The sequence below is a fragment of the Dactylosporangium sp. CA-052675 genome, assembly GCF_050947935.1.
Classification (GTDB): domain Bacteria; phylum Actinomycetota; class Actinomycetes; order Mycobacteriales; family Micromonosporaceae; genus Dactylosporangium.
Map to the genome: position 1 here is coordinate 1,346,432 of NZ_CP192010.1, position 15,728 is coordinate 1,362,159.

Sequence of the window (15,728 nt, forward strand, 5' to 3'; positions counted from 1 at the left end):
GATCACGTGCGCGCTCATCGGCTACTTATAGATCCGGTAGCCGTGATCAGGGGTGTGTTCGACCTCGTGGGGCGCCGGTGATCTCTGGACTGCCGGTCGAACTCAAGCCGGTGCGCTACCGGCTGTGCGAATCTTTCACAGCCACGACGAGTGTCGCGCCCTGGCCTTCGCCGAACTCCCAGCCGGCGATGGCGGTGCTGCCCGGCAGGTCGGCGATCGGTTGCAGGTCGGCCGGGCACTCGCCGGGGCCGAGGTAGTACGCGCCGGCGCTTCGTGCCCAGTGCGCGCTGAGGCACAGCCCGCGCAGGTGCCGCCGCAGGGCGTCATCGTCGAGCTGGTTCAGGACGGGCTCCCAGCGTGGGTCCACCGCACTCGCGCCGGGTTTCACGTACCCGTGCCTGGCGAGGGTCCCTTCGATGTCGGTGAGGCCGTCCGGGGCGCTCATGGTGAACGTGGCTGCCCGCATCGCGTCCAGGAGTGAGCCGTCCGTCCTTGGCCGCAGCAGGAGGACGGGGTATAGCCTGAAGGCGTCGGGGCTGAGCTCGTCGAGGCGCAGCGCACCCTCGAGCAGCGCTCGGCCGAGGTCTCTGCCAAACACCACGGCAGGGCCACTGCCCGTCGGCGTTGCGAGCAACGCCTTGAGCGCGGCCGGCCGCACGCTCTTCGCCACGAACGCCGACCCGGCGAGGTCCGGCACCCACCGCTCCAGGCCTAGCCACGCGCCGCCCCGGTCCTCGGACGGCCCGGACACCTCAGCGACCAGCTTGGCGGGATCGAGTTCACCGAGAGCCTCGCCGGCTGTCTCGTCGTCGTAGTGGAAGACCGCGTATGTCGCCGCTGGGTCGAACTCCGTCAACGGGCGGCCGAGCAGCAGACCGAACGCATGGCCGAGCAGATCGTCCCAGCGGGACACGGTCAACTCCTTGGGCCGGCTGTTAGACATCGGGTCGGACGAGCGCGACATGAGGGATCGGAGACAGGCGAGCATCCTGGTGCCGTCACCTCCGGAGCGTACCGGACAAGGTCAACTACTCAGAGATCTCGCCACGGTCCTCCCGGCCGAGCACAGCGGCCGTCGACCTGGCTGCGGCGCCCGCACATCGGCCAGAAGGGTGCGTCGTCGCATGAACGATCGTGGCGGGATGATCGGCTGCCGGCTGGTCGGCTCGGTCGGTTCAGTGCCCACGGCGGAGGGCCGTGGCTATGGGTGGCCCAGGTTCGTCGGACCACTCATAGCCGGAAGGTCGCGTACCGCAGGTCAGGAAGGCCGTAGCGGCGGCAAGGGGTAGGTCGCTTTGATCATTAGCGCACTCCGGAGGATGGCGCAGTTCTTTTTGGTGCCCCCGGCAGGATTCGAACCTGCGCTCCCGCCTCCGGAGGGCGGTGCTCTATCCCCTGAGCTACGGGGGCCTTACGACCTCGAACAGACTAGCAGAGCCCCCACCCGCCCCACGAACTGGTTCCCCTGCGATGCGTGGGACGGGTGACAAAGGGCCAACCTACGAGGACAGCGGCTGCGCGCCGAGGTCCTTCAGCTTCTCCGTCAGCTGCGAGATGTCGTACGACTGGGACACGCGGATCTTCTCCGCGGCGTCGCGGACCTCGGGGTCTGAGGCGTCCTTCGCGGCGATCTCCGCCATGTGGATGCCGCCGAGGTGGTGGCGCAGCATGAGCTGGCACCAGAGGGTGTCGAAGTCCTTGCCCTGGGAGGACTTGAGCTTCTTCAGCTCCGCGTCCGAGGCCATGCCGGGCATGCGGCCGTCGGCCTGGAGGGTGTTCATCCCGGACGGCATCCACGCCATGGGGCGGTTGGACGACGTGGGGGAGAGGTGCCACTCCGTCAGCCAAGTTTGCATCTGGCCGATCTGCCACTGCTGGCTCGCGGCGATGTCGTACCCCAGGTTGCGGATGTCGTCGGTGGTGCCGAGACGGTACGCGAACATCCCCATCTCGACCGCCTGCGCGTGGTGCACGCTCATGTCGCGGGCGAAGCCGGCGTCGATGGAGTTTTCGCCGGGGCGGTTCATGATCGGGATGAGGTACCCGATCGCGATGCCCGTCACCAGGAGGAGTACGGCGGCGAGCGCGCCCAGGCTCAGGCGCGCCCGCCGTGAAAGTTGCGCGAACACGGGCTAGTTGCTGCCCATCTGCGTCGAGCCGCCGTCCTTGCCGAGGTCACGCGGCGTGCTGCCGGTCTCGGTGATGATGTCACCGCTGGAGCACGGCGTGCCGGCCTCGAGCGTCGCGTTCTGGCGCAGCGCCTTGATGAACTCGTCGATGCGCTTGTCGCCGGCGTTGTCGACCTTGAGCTGGAAGCCCCACGCCTGCAGGGAGATCGGGGAGTCCAGGTTCGGGTACGGGCTCATGAGCATGTAGTCGTTGCCGCGCACACGCTTGGCCAGCGCCTCGACCTGGTCGGCGGGGAGGCTCGGGTTGTACGTGATCCAGACGGCGCCGTGCTCCATGCTGTGCAGCGCGTGCTCGCTGGCGATCTGGGACGTGTAGACGTCACCCAGGCAGCGCTGCCAGTTCGGGTTGTGGTTGCCGGCCACGGGCGGGTTGATCTTGTAGGTCTGCGGGCCCCACACGTGCTCGCGCTGGCCGACCATGGCCTTGTCGAGCTTGTAGTAGTCCTTGAGACCGCTGATCTGGTCCGCGCGGTCGTGCCAGCCCAGGCCGTTCTCGTACACCTGGTAGCCGGCGAAGCCCACGATGCCCAGGGCCAGCACGCCGACCGTGGTGAACAGCGCGATCGGGCCCCAGCTCATGCCCTGCTTGACCTTGACCGGCGCGATCTTCTTGGCCGCGGGCCGGGCGGTGGCGGGCCGCTTCCCGGCCGGGGCGGTCTTGCGGGCCGGTGCCGACTTGCGCGGGTTCGCCTTGGGCTTGGCCGGGGTGGCCGTCTCCGCGGAATCCGAGACGTCCGAATCCTCGACGGCGTCCACGTTCTCCAGGTCGGCGTCCTCGTCGCCGCCCTGCTTCGGCTTCGCGCCGGAGACGGCCTTGGTGGACGGCTTACGGTTGCCGCCACCGTGCTGGGTGCTCATGCTCATCTCGTCGCCTCGCAACGCTCAGCGTTGTGCTCGCTCATCGGGCCTCGTCTGGTCAACGGTCGGGGGTCGCGGCGGGGAACTGCTCCGGTGGCTCCCTCCCCCGCGGGGGGAATCCGGTTCCAGCCGTCCCGCATTGTGACCAGCACAACGGGCCGCCGCCAAGTACCGGAGTCTACCCCCGATAGCATTTGTCGGTGACTCCCGCTGAACTCGCCGTAGCAGTCCTCGCCGCCGCCCGTGCGGCCATCACCGAGCGTGACCTCGACGCGTCCGTGCTCCCGGCGACGACCAGCGTGGAGCGACCCCGAAACCCGGAGCATGGTGACTATGCGTCCAATATCGCCATGCAGCTGGGCAAGCGGGTCGGGCTGAACCCGCGCGAACTGGCCGCGGCGGTCGCGAAAAACTTGCAGGAAACTCCCGGGATCGCGAGTGTGGAGATCGCCGGGCCTGGATTCCTCAACATCCGGCTCGCGGCCGGGGCCGTGGGCGAGCTCGCCGGGCTCATCGTGCGCGCCGGGCGCGGCTACGGGCGCAGCGAGACCCTGGCCAAGGAGAAGGTCAACCTGGAGTTCGTCTCGGCGAACCCCACCGGCCCCGTCCACCTCGGCCACACCCGCTGGGCCGCCGTCGGCGACGCCCTGGGCCGCATCCTGACCGCCGCCGGTGCCGACGTGACGCGTGAGCACTACATCAACGACGCCGGCGTGCAGATGAACCGGTTCGGCGAGTCCGTCATGGCCGCCGCCCACGGGCAGCCCACGCCGCCGGACGGCTACCCCGGCGAATACGTGCAGGACATCGCCGACGCCATCAAAGCCGCCGATCCGGACCTGCTGCGGCTGCCGGAGGAGGAGCAGAAGGCGGCGTTCCTGCAGAAGGCGTACGAGAAGATGCTCCAGGAGATGCGCGCGAGCCTCGAACGGTTCGGCGTGCACTTCGACGTGTGGTTCTCCGAGAAGACGCTGCACGAGGGCGGCGCGGTCGAGCACGCCCTCGACGAGCTGCGCAAGCAGGGCCACGTCTTCGAGTCCGACGGCGCCGTCTGGCTGCGCACGACCGACTTCGGCGACGACAAGGACCGGGTGCTGATCCGCTCCAACGGGGAGAAGACCTACTTCGCCGCCGACGCCGCGTACTACATCAACAAGCGCGAGCGCGGCTTCGAGCGCTGCATCTACATGCTCGGCGCGGACCACCACGGCTACATCGGCCGCCTCAAGGCCATCGCGGCCTGCGCCGGTGACGACCCGCGGCGCAACATCGAGGTGCTCATCGGCCAGCTGGTGAGCCTGCTGCGCGGCGGCGAGCCGGTCCGGCTGAGCAAGCGCGCCGGCACCCTGATCACCCTCGACGAGCTCATCGACGCCGTCGGCGTGGACGCGGCCCGGTACTCGCTGGCCCGCTCCTCCACCGACTCGCCGCTGACGCTGGACATCGAGGTCATCACGCGGCAGAAGAACGACAACCCGGTCTTCTACGTGCAGTACGTCGGGGCGCGCATCTCGTCGATCGCGCGCAACGCGGCGGAGTACGGCTACGAGCGCTCCGAGACGTACGACGCGGCTCTGCTGGTACACGAGAAGGAACTGGATCTTCTGAAGGCCCTCGGGGACTTCCCCGGCGTCGTCGCCACCGCGGCGGAGCTGCGCGAGCCGCATCGCGTGGCACGCTATCTGGAGGACCTGGCCGGGCAGTACCACCGGTTCTACGACAACTGCCTCGTGCTGCCCCGGGGCGACGACCCGTTCACGGAGACCCACCGGGCCCGGCTCTGGCTCAACGCCGCCACCCGGCAGGTCATCGTCAACGGCCTGGACCTGCTCGGCGTCTCCGCGCCGGAACAGATGTAGAGGAAGACATGCGCGCACACGAGGCTGGGGCGCTCCACGCGGACCTCGGCTCCAACGGACCGTCCTGGCTGCGTACGCCGCAGGACGTGAACGCGTTAGTCCCGATGCTGTGGCCCAGAACGGTCACACGTGGACAAAACGGGGCGCTCCACGTCGCCGGCGTCGACATCCGGCACATCGCCCAGGAGTACGGCACTCCCGCGTACGTGTTCGACGAGGAGGACTTCCGGCAGCGGTGCCGCACGTTCAAGGCGGCGTTCGGCGGCGCCGAGGTCTACTACGCGGGCAAGGCGTTCATCGCCACGGCCGTGGTCAGGATCCTCGTGGAGGAGGGCCTCAGCCTGGACGTGTGCACCGGCGGCGAGCTCGCGGTCGCCCTGAGGGGCGGCATGCCGCCGCAGCGCATCGGCCTGCACGGCAACAACAAGTCGGTCGAGGAGCTCACCGCCGCCGTCGAGGCCGGCGTCGGGCGGATCATCGTCGACTCCTTCGACGAGATCGAGCGGCTCACCCGGATCGCGATCGAGTCCGGCAAGCGCCCGAACGTGATGGTCCGGGTGACCGTCGGCGTCGAGGCGCACACGCACGAGTTCATCGCCACCGCGCACGAGGACCAGAAGTTCGGCTTCTCGCTGGCCGGCGGCGCCGCGGCCGAGGCGGTCGACAAGATCCTCGCGGACGACGTGCTGGAGCTGCGCGGCCTGCACTCGCACATCGGCTCGCAGATCTTCGACGCCTCCGGCTTCGAGGTCGCCGCCCGGCGGCTGCTGTCGCTGCAGGCCCGCGTCAGCGAGGTGCACGGCCGCGAGCTGCCCGAGCTCGACCTCGGTGGCGGGTTCGGCATCGCGTACACGACCCAGGACGAGCCGGCCGACCCGCACGATCTGGCCGGGGACCTGCTGCGGATCGTCAAGCAGGAGTGCGCCGCGCTGCACCTGAGCGTGCCGCACCTCTCGGTCGAGCCGGGCCGGGCCATCGTCGGGCCGGCGATGTTCACCCTCTACGAGGTCGGCACGGTCAAGGACGTCGACGGCATCCGCACGTACGTCTCCGTCGACGGCGGCATGAGCGACAACATCCGCACCGCGCTGTACGACGCGGCCTACTCGGCCACCGTGGCCGGACGGGCGTCCTCCGAACCGCCGATTCTCGCCCGCGTGGTGGGAAAACATTGCGAGTCCGGGGACATCGTCGTGAAAGATGAATTCCTGCCGGCCGACGTCAAGGCCGGAGATCTTCTTGCGGTCCCGGGCACCGGCGCCTATTGCCGCAGCATGGCGAGCAACTACAACCACGTGCCCCGCCCGCCGGTCGTGGCGGTGGCCGACGGTGCGTCGCGCGTCATCGTCCGCCGGGAGACCGTGGACGATCTGCTGAGACTGGACGTGGGGTGACAGATGCCGCAATCGGTGAAGGTAGCGCTGCTGGGGTGCGGGACCGTCGGTTCCGAGGTGGTCCGCCTGCTGCACGAGCAGGAGCACGACCTTACGGCCCGCATCGGCGCGCCGCTGGAGCTGGTGGGCGTCGCCGTCCGCCGCCTCACCAAGGCGCGTGAGCTGCCGATCGACCCCGCCCTGTTCACCACCGACGCGCTCGGGCTCGTCACGCGCGACGACGTCGACGTGGTGGTCGAGGTCGTCGGCGGCATCGAGCCGGCCCGGACCTGGCTGCTGGAGGCCCTGCACGCCGGCAAGAGCGTGGTCACGGCCAACAAGGCGCTGCTCGGCGAGGACGGCGCCACCCTGCACAAGGCGGCCGCGGACTGCGGCGCGGACCTGTACTACGAGGCCTCCGTCGCCGGCGCCATCCCGCTCCTGCGCCCCCTGCGCGACTCGCTGCACGGCGACCGGATCACCCGGGTGACCGGCATCGTCAACGGCACCACGAACTTCATCCTCTCCTCGATGGACGCCACCGGCGCCGGCTTCGCCGAGGCGCTCGAGGAGGCGACGGCGCTGGGCTACGCCGAGGCCGACCCGACCGCCGACGTCGAGGGCTTCGACGCCGCCGCCAAGGCCGCGATCCTCGCCTCGATGGCCTTCCACAGCCGGGTCACCTCGGCCGACGTCCACCGCGAGGGCATCACCGAGGTCACCGCGGCCGACGTGGCCAGCGCGAAGGCCATGGGCTGCACGATCAAGCTGCTGTGCATCGCGTCGAAGGCCAACGGGGCCGTCTCGGTGCGTGTGCACCCGGCGATGATCCCGCGCACGCACCCGCTCGCGGGCGTCGGCGACGCCTTCAACGCCGTGTTCGTCGAGGCCGAGGCGGCCGGCCAGCTGATGTTCTACGGCCGCGGCGCGGGCGGTGCCCCGACCGCCTCCGCGGTGCTCGGGGACGTCGTCGCCGTGGCCCGCAACCGCCTCGCCGGCGTGCGCAGCGCGTCCGAGTCCGCCTACGCGGACCTCCCGGTCTCGCCGATCGGGGACGTGTACACGCGGTACCACATCAGCCTGGACGTCTCCGACAAGGCCGGCGTGCTCGCCGCGGTCGCGGGCGTCTTCGCCAAGCACGGCGTCAGCATCGCGACCGTGAACCAGTCCGGCCGCGGCAACCAGGCCGTGCTCGTCATCGTCACGCACGCCGCGCCGGATCGCGCCCTCGCCGCGACCGTCGCCGAGCTGCGGGCACTGGACATCGTTCGCGCCGTGGCGAGCGTCCTGCGGGTCGAAGGGGAGTAAGGCGCCATGTGGCGTGGATTGATCGAGGAATTCCGGGACCGTCTCCCGGTCGGACCGCAGACTCCGGTGATCACGCTGCAGGAGGGCAACACGCCGCTGCTGCCGGCGCCGGAGCTCTCCGCGCGCACGGGCTGCGACGTGTACCTCAAGGTCGAGGGGGCCAACCCGACCGGCTCGTTCAAGGACCGCGGCATGACGGTGGCGGTCTCCAAGGCGGTCGAGGACGGCGCGAAGGCGATCATCTGCGCCTCCACCGGCAACACGTCGGCCTCGGCCGCCGCGTACGCCGCCCGGGCCGGCATCACCTGCGCCGTGCTCGTGCCGACGGGCAAGATCGCCCTCGGCAAGCTCGCCCAGGCCCTCGTGCACGGCGCCCGCCTGCTGCAGGTGACGGGCAACTTCGACGACTGCCTGGCGCTGGCCAGCAAGCTGTCGCTGGACTACCCGGTCTCGCTGGTCAACTCGGTGAACCCGGACCGGCTGCAGGGCCAGAAGACCGCGTCCTTCGAGATCGTGCGCACCCTCGGCGACGCGCCGCACATCCACTGCCTGCCGGTCGGCAACGCGGGCAACATCACCGCGTACTGGATGGGCTACAAGGAGGAGGTCGAGGCCGGCCACGCCACCCGGCGCCCGCGCATGTTCGGCTTCCAGGCCTCCGGCGCCGCCCCGATCGTCCGGGGCGAGGTGGTGCGCGAACCGAGCACGATCGCCACCGCCATCCGCATCGGCAACCCGGCGAGCTGGACGAAGGCGGTCGACGCCCGCGACGAGTCCGGCGGCCTCATCGACGCCGTGACCGACCGCGACATCCTGCAGGCGTACCGGCTGCTGGCCCGCTCGGTCGGCGTCTTCGTGGAGCTGGGCAGCGCGGCGAGCGTGGCCGGCCTGCTGCAGGCGACCGCGCAGGGCCGCATCGAGCCCGGCCAGACGATCGTGTGCACCGTGACGGGCCACGGGCTGAAGGACCCGGAGTGGGCGATCTCCACGGCCCCCGCGCCGACGACGATCCCCGCCGAGCCCCTCGCCGCCGCGAAGGCCCTCGATCTGGCCTAACCTTTCTGCCCCGGTCCGCGTCACCTGCGGACCGTTGCTCCCGCAGGACTCGGGCCGGGGCCCAGCATTCGCTGGCCTGAGTCGCTTTTGAGCCCTGCGACTCCGCGGTGGCAAGAGCGGAGGACCCTCTAGGGTGTTCAGGTGCCGCCAGCGCTTTCGGTCCTTACCCGCAACAAGGACTTCCGCAACCTGTTCACCGCTGACCTGATCGGCCTGGGCGCCGACTGGTTCGTGATGATCCCCCTGCTCACCCTGCTGCCCCACCTGACCGGCTCGGGCCTGTGGGGCGGGCTCGTGCTGGCCGCCGACACCGGGGTGACGGCGCTGCTGCTGCCCTTCACGGGAACGATCGCCGACCGCCTCGACCGCCGCCGCATCGTCATCGCCGCCGACCTCGCCATGGCCGTGTGCGCCCTGTTCCTGCTGCTGGTGCGCACCCCCGCGACGGCCTGGGTGGCCCTGGTGGCCGTCGGCGCGATCGCGGTCGCCAAGGCCTTCTTCACCCCCGCCGCCCAGGCCGCCCTGCCCAACGTGGTCGACCCCGAGGAGCTGCCGGCGGCCAACGCGCTCGCGGGCTCGGCCTGGGGCACCATGCTCGTGATCGGCGCGTCGCTGGGCGGCATCGCGTCGGAGGCCTTCGGCGCCTACCCGTGCTTTGTCATCGCCTCGGCCCTGCTGCTCTTCTCGGCCTTGCAGGTCTGGCGCGTGCGCCGCCCCCTGCAGGCGGAGCGCACCGAGCCCCCGGCCCCGGCGTTCGCCGCGATCGCCGAGTCCCTGCGCTACATCCGCGCCCGCCCGAGGATCGCCTCCCTGGTGACCGTGAAGTCCGCGGTCGGCTTCGGCAACGGCGTGCTGACGGTCTTCCCGCTGCTGGCGCTCGCGCTGGGCGCCGGCCCGCTGGGCACCGGCCTGCTCTTCGCCGCCCGGGGCCTGGGCGCGCTGGTCGGCCCCATGGTGCTGCGGAGGGTGCTGTCGCACCGCTCCTGGCTGCTGCCGGGGCTGGCCCTGTCCATGTCGCTGTACGGCCTGGCCTACATCGGCGTCAGCCTGACGACGCTGTTTCCGCTGGCCCTGGCCGGCGTGGTGGTGGCGCATCTGGCCGCGGGCGGCAACTGGATGATGTCGAACTACGTCCTGCAGGCGGAGGTTCCCGACGCGCTGCGGGGACGGGTCTTCGCGACCGACTTCATGCTGGCGACCCTTTCGGTCGCGGCCAGCCAGCTGGCGGTGGGCGTCTTCGTGGACCACACGGACCCGCGGGTGCTGGTGGCGGCGTGCGGGGCGGTGACGCTGCTGTACGCGGCGGGCTGGTCGCTGGTGTCGTTGCGCCGCCCGGCTCCGGCCACGGAGTAGCTCCTGAGGCCGGGCGGTGCTCGATATGCCCGACACTCCGCGATCGGGCATGTCCCGTGCCGCCGGAAGGTGCGGGATATGCCCGACGCTCCGCAATCGGACATGTCCCGTGCCGCCGGAAGGTGCTCGATATGTCCGACGCTCCGCGATCGGACATATCCCATTTATACCCCGACGGGTCACGTATCCGATTCGGCCGAAGATCATGAAAGTTTCGAGGTCTTGCGCGCTTGAGCTATCGTGGTGATATCACTTCGATAGCCACCCCCCTGGAGGAGTCATGGAGCGACGGGCGTTTCGAGTAGCCGGGTTCGTGATGCTCGGCGCGCTGCTCATCGTGGTCGGCGGGGCCGTCGCCGCCGTCGCCCAGCTGCCCGAGGAGGCCGGCGCCGCGGTCGTCGTCCTGCTCTCGCTGGTCGCCGCCCTGATCCTGAGCGGGTTCACCGTGGTCAACCCGAACGAGGCCCGGGTGATGCAGTTCTTCGGGCGGTACGTGGGGACCATCGGCGAGGCCGGCTTCCATTGGACCGTGCCGCTCACCACCAAGCGCCGCCTGTCCCGCCGGGTGCGCAACTTCGAGACCGACCGGCTCAAGGTCTCCGACGCCGACGGCAACCCGGTGGAGATCGCGGCCGTGGTCGTCTGGCGCGTCGTGGACACGTTCAAGGCGTCCTTCGGGGTGGACGATCACATCTCGTACGTCGCGGTGCAGTCCGAGGCGGCCGTGCGGCACCTCGCCACGAGCTACCCGTACGAGTCCCACGGCGACGGCCGCTCCAGCCTGCGCGAGGGCAACGTGGTCAGCGAGGAGCTCACCGTCGAGCTCGGCGAGCGCGTGGCGCTGGCCGGGGTCGAGGTGCTCGAGTCGCGGATCACCCACCTCGCCTACGCGCCCGAGATCGCCCAGGCCATGCTCGCTCGCCAGCAGGCCAGCGCGATCGTGGGGGCGCGGTACAAAATCGTGGAAGGCGCCGTCGGGATGGTCCAGAGCGCGCTGGAGCGGCTCAGCGAGCTCGACGTCGTCGAGCTGGACGAGGAGCGCAAGGCCCAGATGGTGGCCAACCTGCTCGTCGTGCTCTGCGGCGACCGCAACGTGCAGCCCGTGGTCAACACCGGCACGCTCTACGCCTGACCGGTCGTCGTGCCCGAGCGCAAGAAGCTGCTGCTGCGGCTGGACCCCCAGGTCTACGACGCCATCGCGCGGTGGGCCGGCGACGACCTGCGCAGCGTGAACGCGCAGATCGAGTTCGCCCTGCGCATGGCGCTGCGCCAGGCGGGCCGGGACCCGAAACGCGGCCAGCCCTCCTCCGGCTCGGACCCCGACTCCGCTGCCGAGGGCGAAGCCGGCGACTCCGACGACTCCGGCGACTCCGGCGACGGAGGGGAAACCGGCGGCTGAGGCGATGCCGCTCCCCTCAGCGCGCCCCGGCTGCCGGGCTCCGAGCTCGCGCCGCGGCGGTGGGTGCGGACTGCTCGCGCGGGGCGGTGGGTGCTGACGGCTCGCGCGGGGCGGGTGCCGACGGCTCGCGGAGCGGTGGCGTGGTCACCGGCTCGTGCGGGGTGGTGGCGTGCTTCGGCCTGCTCACCCACTCGTGCGGGGCGGCCGATGGGCTCACCACTCGCCCTCACCGCCCGCGCCGGGCGAGTTCCGAGCGGCGGTAGCGATCCCGGGAAATGGGCGCGCCGTCCTCATGGTGAGATGATGAGCATGGCCTTCCTGTCCCGACCCGTCGTCGTGCGCGTTCCCGCGACGAGCGCCAACCTCGGCCCCGGATTCGACGCGCTCGGCCTGGCGCTGACGCTGTACGACGAGGTCGAGGCCCAGGTTACCGCCGGCGGCGTCAGGGTCGAGGTGAGCGGCGAGGGTGAGGGCGACCTGCCCGCCGACGAGACCCACCTGGTCGTGCGCGCGATGCGCCGCGCCTTCGCCGTGCTCGGCGGGCAGCCTCCCGGTCTCGCGCTGCGGTGCCGCAACCGCATTCCCCAGGCTCGCGGCCTCGGCTCCTCCTCGGCCGCCATCGTCGCCGGGATCGTACTGGCCCGGGCCCTGACCGAGGGCGGCGCCGAGCGCATGGACGACGCGGCCGCGCTGGTGCTGGCCGACGAGATCGAGGGCCACCCCGACAACGTGGCGCCGTGCCTGCTCGGCGGCTTCACGATCGCGTGGACGGGGGACGGGGGTGCCGCGGCCGTACGCCGGGAGCCCTCCCCGGACATCCGCCCCGTGCTCTTCGTGCCCGAGGAGCGCGGCCTCACCGAGGTCGCGCGCGCGGCGCTGCCCAAGACCGTCCCGCACGGCGACGCCGCGTTCAACGCCGGGCGCGCCGCGCTGCTCGTGCACGCCCTCGACGGCGACCCGGGCGCGCTCTTCGCGGCGACCGCGGACCGGCTCCACCAGGACTACCGCGCGGAGGGGATGGCGGGCACCGCCGACCTGGTCGCGAGCCTGCGCGCCGAGGGCGTGCCCGCCGTGGTCTCGGGCGCGGGCCCGAGCGTGCTCGCGTTCGGCGTGGGCGCGTGGACCCCGCGGCCGGTCGCGGGCTGGCGCGTCCTGCCGCTCGACGTCGACCTGACCGGCGCCCGGCTGGAGCTCGACTGACCGATGCCGGGCTCGGTGGCGAACTGACCTGATCCGCAGAATCTGCAAAATCCGGTCACCGCGAGCTGCGCCGCGCTGCGGGCCGCGCACAGCTGTGGGCAGTGCCGCACCGTGGGCCGTGCCGCACCGTGCGCCGTGCTGCACCGTGCGCCGTGCCGCACCGTGGGCTGTGCTGCACCGCGGGCCGTGCACGGCTGTGGGCTGTGCTGCACCGCGGGCGGTGCCGCACCGCAGGCCGTGCACGGCTGTGGGCCGTGTCCCGCCCCGGCCGGGGGCAGCCGTGGCCGTCGGCCGCGGGCGGTGGGCCGTGTGCCGCCACCGCCCCAAGATGGCAGGTGGGGCGCGCGATGCGCCGTTGTCGATGTCGTGGACGTCGAGCCCGGTGGTGGGCCGGCATGGGGTACCCTGGAACACGCCGAGCGGGGCCCTGTTGCCGCTGGCTGGCGGAGTTGATTACTCTCTAGTCTTAAGCAGCCGCTCAGTGCGGCGATCTCATGCGGGGCGGCGTGCTCCGAATTCCGTGGCACCCCTTGCGCACGCCCGGCCGCCAACCCGCGTCTCCTGTGGTCGCGCGCACTCGGCTGGGCCGGTGACGCACAGGGTGGCGCCAGGGCCTACCGCCGAAAGCGCTGCAACACCCTCCCGGCCTCACGGCGAACCCGGGGGAGCAGCAGGAACAACTCCGCATCGCAAGGTCGAGATGGGAGCACGCAAGACCCCGGCACACCGTCGATGCGGGAACACGCACCACCCCCGGAAACGGGGCAACGCAAGACCTCCACACCGCAATGCGCAAGACGGCGGCGAGGAGCACCCGCGGGCCGCCCGGCCACCACAGTCGAATACGGGCCGGCCCCGGAACCTAACGAGGGAAGGAATCCATTGAGCGACACCACCGACGTCACGTCGGATGTCTCCACCGACCGCGCCGCGGTCGAGGCCGACGGCGCCGAGGCCGGCGCGACGCGTCGGCGGCGCTCTGGCACGGGGTTGGCCGGCATGCTGCTTCCCGAGCTGCAGAGCCTGGCCGCCTCGTTGGGCATCTCCGGCACGGCTCGCATGCGTAAGGGCGAGCTCGTCACCGCCATCCAGGAGCGCCAGGCGGGCGACTCGCGCCCCGCCGCCGAAGCGAAGGCCACCGAGGCGAAGGCCACCGCCACCGCGGCCCCCACCCGCACCCGGTCGCGCAGCACGGCCGCCGGGGCCCGCACCGAGGCCCCCGAGGCGGAGTGGCCCTCGGCCACCGAGGTCACCGAGCCGCCGGCCCGCTCCCCTCGTCGGGCCACCCGCGCCGCGGGTCCGCCGGAGCCGCGGGCCGCGCGCGAGGAGACCGCCACGGCCGAGCCGGCCGACGCGGCACCGGTCGCCGAGCGGGCCGAGCGCCCCAGCCGCGCCGAGCGGGCCGAGCGGGGCACCACCGAGCGCGCGGAGCGCGGCACCACCGAGCGCGCGGAGCGCGGTACCACCGAGCGGGCCGAGCGCGGCACCACCGAGCGGGCGGAGCGCGGCGAGCGGGCCGAGCGGGCCGAGCGCGGTGACCGGGCCGAGCGCGGCGAGCGTGCGGAGCGCGGTGAGCGCGCCGAGCGCGGTGACCGGGCCGAGCGGGCCGAGCGCGGTGACCGGGCCGAGCGCGGCGAGCGGGCCGAGCGCAACGACCGCGGTGACCGGGCCGAGCGCGGTGACCGCACCGAGCGGGCCGAGCGCAACGGCGCCGACCGTGGCGAGCGGGCCGAGCGCGGCGATCGCGGGGACCGCAACCAGCGCGGCGGCTTCGCCGACGACGAGGGCGACGACGACGGCACCGGCCGTCGCGGGCGGCGCAGCCGGTTCCGTGACCGCCGCCGGGGCCGCGACCGCGACGGCGTCGAGGCCACCGGCGGGCGCGGCGGCAACGAGCCGCAGGTCAGCGAGGACGACGTCCTCGTGCCGGTCGCGGGCATCCTCGACGTGCTGGACAACTACGCGTTCGTGCGCACGACCGGCTACCTGTCCGGCTCCAACGACGTCTACGTCGCCATGTCGCAGGTCAAGCGCTACGGCCTGCGCCGCGGCGACGCGGTCACCGGGGCCGTGCGCCAGCCGCGCGACGGCGAGCAGCGGCGGGACAAGTACAACCCGCTGGTGCGCCTCGACACCGTCAACGGCATGGACCCGGAGGAGGCCAAGCGCCGCCCCGAGTTCTACAAGCTCACCCCGCTCTACCCGCAGGACCGCCTCCGGCTGGAGACCGAGCCGCACATCCTGACCACGCGCGTCATCGACCTGGTGATGCCGATCGGCAAGGGCCAGCGCGCGCTCATCGTGTCGCCCCCGAAGGCCGGCAAGACCATGGTGCTGCAGGCGATCGCCAACGCGATCACCCGCAACAACCCCGAGTGCCACCTCATGGTCGTGCTGGTCGACGAGCGGCCCGAAGAGGTCACCGACATGCAGCGCTCGGTGAAGGGTGAGGTCATCGCCTCGACCTTCGACCGGCCGCCGACGGACCACACCACCGTCGCGGAGCTGTCCGTCGAGCGGGCCAAGCGCCTGGTGGAGCTGGGCCACGACGTCGTCGTGCTGCTCGACTCCATCACCCGGCTCGGCCGCGCCTACAACAACGCGTCGCCCGCCTCCGGCCGCATCCTGTCCGGTGGTATCGACTCGACGGCGCTGTACCCGCCGAAGCGCTTCCTCGGCGCCGCGCGCAACATCGAGAACGGCGGCTCGCTGACCATCATCGCCACGGCGCTGGTCGAGACCGGCTCCACCGGTGACACGGTCATCTTCGAGGAGTTCAAGGGCACCGGCAACGCCGAGCTCAAGCTCGACCGGAAGATCGCCGACCGGCGCATCTTCCCGGCGATCGACATCGACCCGTCCAGCACGCGCAAGGAGGAGATCCTCCTCGCGCCGGACGAGCTCGCGATCGTCATCAAGCTGCGCAAGGTGCTGCACGCGCTCGACTCGCAGGAGGCGCTGAACCTCCTGCTGGACCGGCTCAAGAAGACCCGGACCAACGTCGAGTTCCTCATGCAGATCGCCCAGACGACACCGGGCGAGTAGGCGGCAACGCGGATGCCCCCGGAGCGAGCCGCTCCGGGGGCATCGGCATGTTCAGCCAGGGACGGGCGGGAACCGCCGAAGCCGGCGG

12 protein-coding genes and 1 tRNA gene are annotated in these 15,728 nt (G+C 71.7%); 9 read left to right on the top strand and 4 right to left on the bottom strand.

Features of this window, described 5'->3' with window-relative positions; genetic code table 11:
- Positions 1-115 precede the first annotated feature (115 nt).
- The 4 genes from ACQP1P_RS06055 to ACQP1P_RS06070 form a co-directional block, all read right to left on the bottom strand.
- Positions 116-913, bottom strand: a complete 798-nt coding sequence (locus ACQP1P_RS06055; protein ID WP_433083911.1) for a hypothetical protein — start codon at positions 911-913, stop codon at positions 116-118.
- Between the two features lie 422 nt (positions 914-1,335).
- A tRNA-Arg gene (locus tag ACQP1P_RS06060) sits at positions 1,336-1,410 on the bottom strand.
- Between the two features lie 89 nt (positions 1,411-1,499).
- On the bottom strand, positions 1,500-2,129 hold the full coding sequence (locus ACQP1P_RS06065) for a DUF305 domain-containing protein (protein WP_433083913.1): 630 nt from the start codon (positions 2,127-2,129) through the stop codon (positions 1,500-1,502).
- Between the two features lie 3 nt (positions 2,130-2,132).
- Complete coding sequence (locus tag ACQP1P_RS06070; RefSeq protein WP_433083915.1) at positions 2,133-3,053, bottom strand: DUF3105 domain-containing protein; 921 nt, start codon at positions 3,051-3,053, stop codon at positions 2,133-2,135.
- A 194-nt stretch (positions 3,054-3,247) separates the two neighbouring features.
- Here ACQP1P_RS06070 and argS point away from each other — a divergent pair, with 194 nt between their 5' ends.
- The 9 genes from argS to rho all read left to right on the top strand — a co-directional run bounded on the left by argS (position 3,248) and on the right by rho (position 15,640).
- Positions 3,248-4,906, top strand: a complete 1,659-nt coding sequence (argS, locus tag ACQP1P_RS06075) for an arginine--tRNA ligase (RefSeq protein WP_433083917.1) — start codon at positions 3,248-3,250, stop codon at positions 4,904-4,906.
- Between the two features lie 8 nt (positions 4,907-4,914).
- On the top strand, positions 4,915-6,300 hold the full coding sequence (lysA, locus tag ACQP1P_RS06080) for a diaminopimelate decarboxylase (RefSeq protein ID WP_433083919.1): 1,386 nt from the start codon (positions 4,915-4,917) through the stop codon (positions 6,298-6,300).
- 15 nt (positions 6,301-6,315) lie between these two features.
- Positions 6,316-7,587: a homoserine dehydrogenase gene (locus tag ACQP1P_RS06085; RefSeq protein WP_433083921.1), complete on the top strand. Its 1,272-nt coding sequence runs from the start codon at positions 6,316-6,318 to the stop codon at positions 7,585-7,587.
- Positions 7,588-7,593: 6 nt separating this feature from the next.
- Positions 7,594-8,643, top strand: coding sequence for a threonine synthase (gene thrC, locus ACQP1P_RS06090; protein WP_433083923.1), 1,050 nt, complete (start codon positions 7,594-7,596; stop codon positions 8,641-8,643).
- Between the two features lie 141 nt (positions 8,644-8,784).
- The gene (locus ACQP1P_RS06095; RefSeq protein WP_433083925.1) at positions 8,785-9,996 is read left to right on the top strand and encodes an MFS transporter; all 1,212 of its coding nucleotides are present in this window, start codon (positions 8,785-8,787) and stop codon (positions 9,994-9,996) included.
- Positions 9,997-10,276: 280 nt separating this feature from the next.
- The gene (locus ACQP1P_RS06100) at positions 10,277-11,128 is read left to right on the top strand and encodes an SPFH domain-containing protein (protein ID WP_433083927.1); all 852 of its coding nucleotides are present in this window, start codon (positions 10,277-10,279) and stop codon (positions 11,126-11,128) included.
- Positions 11,129-11,137: 9 nt separating this feature from the next.
- The gene (locus ACQP1P_RS06105; RefSeq protein WP_433083929.1) at positions 11,138-11,395 is read left to right on the top strand and encodes a hypothetical protein; all 258 of its coding nucleotides are present in this window, start codon (positions 11,138-11,140) and stop codon (positions 11,393-11,395) included.
- Positions 11,396-11,698: 303 nt separating this feature from the next.
- Positions 11,699-12,595, top strand: a complete 897-nt coding sequence (gene thrB / locus ACQP1P_RS06110; protein WP_433083930.1) for a homoserine kinase — start codon at positions 11,699-11,701, stop codon at positions 12,593-12,595.
- Between the two features lie 882 nt (positions 12,596-13,477).
- The gene (rho, locus tag ACQP1P_RS06115; RefSeq protein WP_433083932.1) at positions 13,478-15,640 is read left to right on the top strand and encodes a transcription termination factor Rho; all 2,163 of its coding nucleotides are present in this window, start codon (positions 13,478-13,480) and stop codon (positions 15,638-15,640) included.
- The last annotated feature ends 88 nt before the right edge of the window (positions 15,641-15,728 follow it).

What these genes read in the sequence shown, in the direction of transcription:
- ACQP1P_RS06070 (WP_433083915.1), bottom strand. Translation starts at nt 3,053, where the DNA reads ATGAGCATGAGCACCCAGCACGGTGGCGGCAACCGTAAGCCGTCCACC.
- lysA (WP_433083919.1), top strand. Translation starts at nt 4,915, where the DNA reads ATGCGCGCACACGAGGCTGGGGCGCTCCACGCGGACCTCGGCTCCAAC.
- thrC (WP_433083923.1), top strand. Translation starts at nt 7,594, where the DNA reads ATGTGGCGTGGATTGATCGAGGAATTCCGGGACCGTCTCCCGGTCGGA.
- ACQP1P_RS06100 (WP_433083927.1), top strand. Translation starts at nt 10,277, where the DNA reads ATGGAGCGACGGGCGTTTCGAGTAGCCGGGTTCGTGATGCTCGGCGCG.
- thrB (WP_433083930.1), top strand. Translation starts at nt 11,699, where the DNA reads ATGAGCATGGCCTTCCTGTCCCGACCCGTCGTCGTGCGCGTTCCCGCG.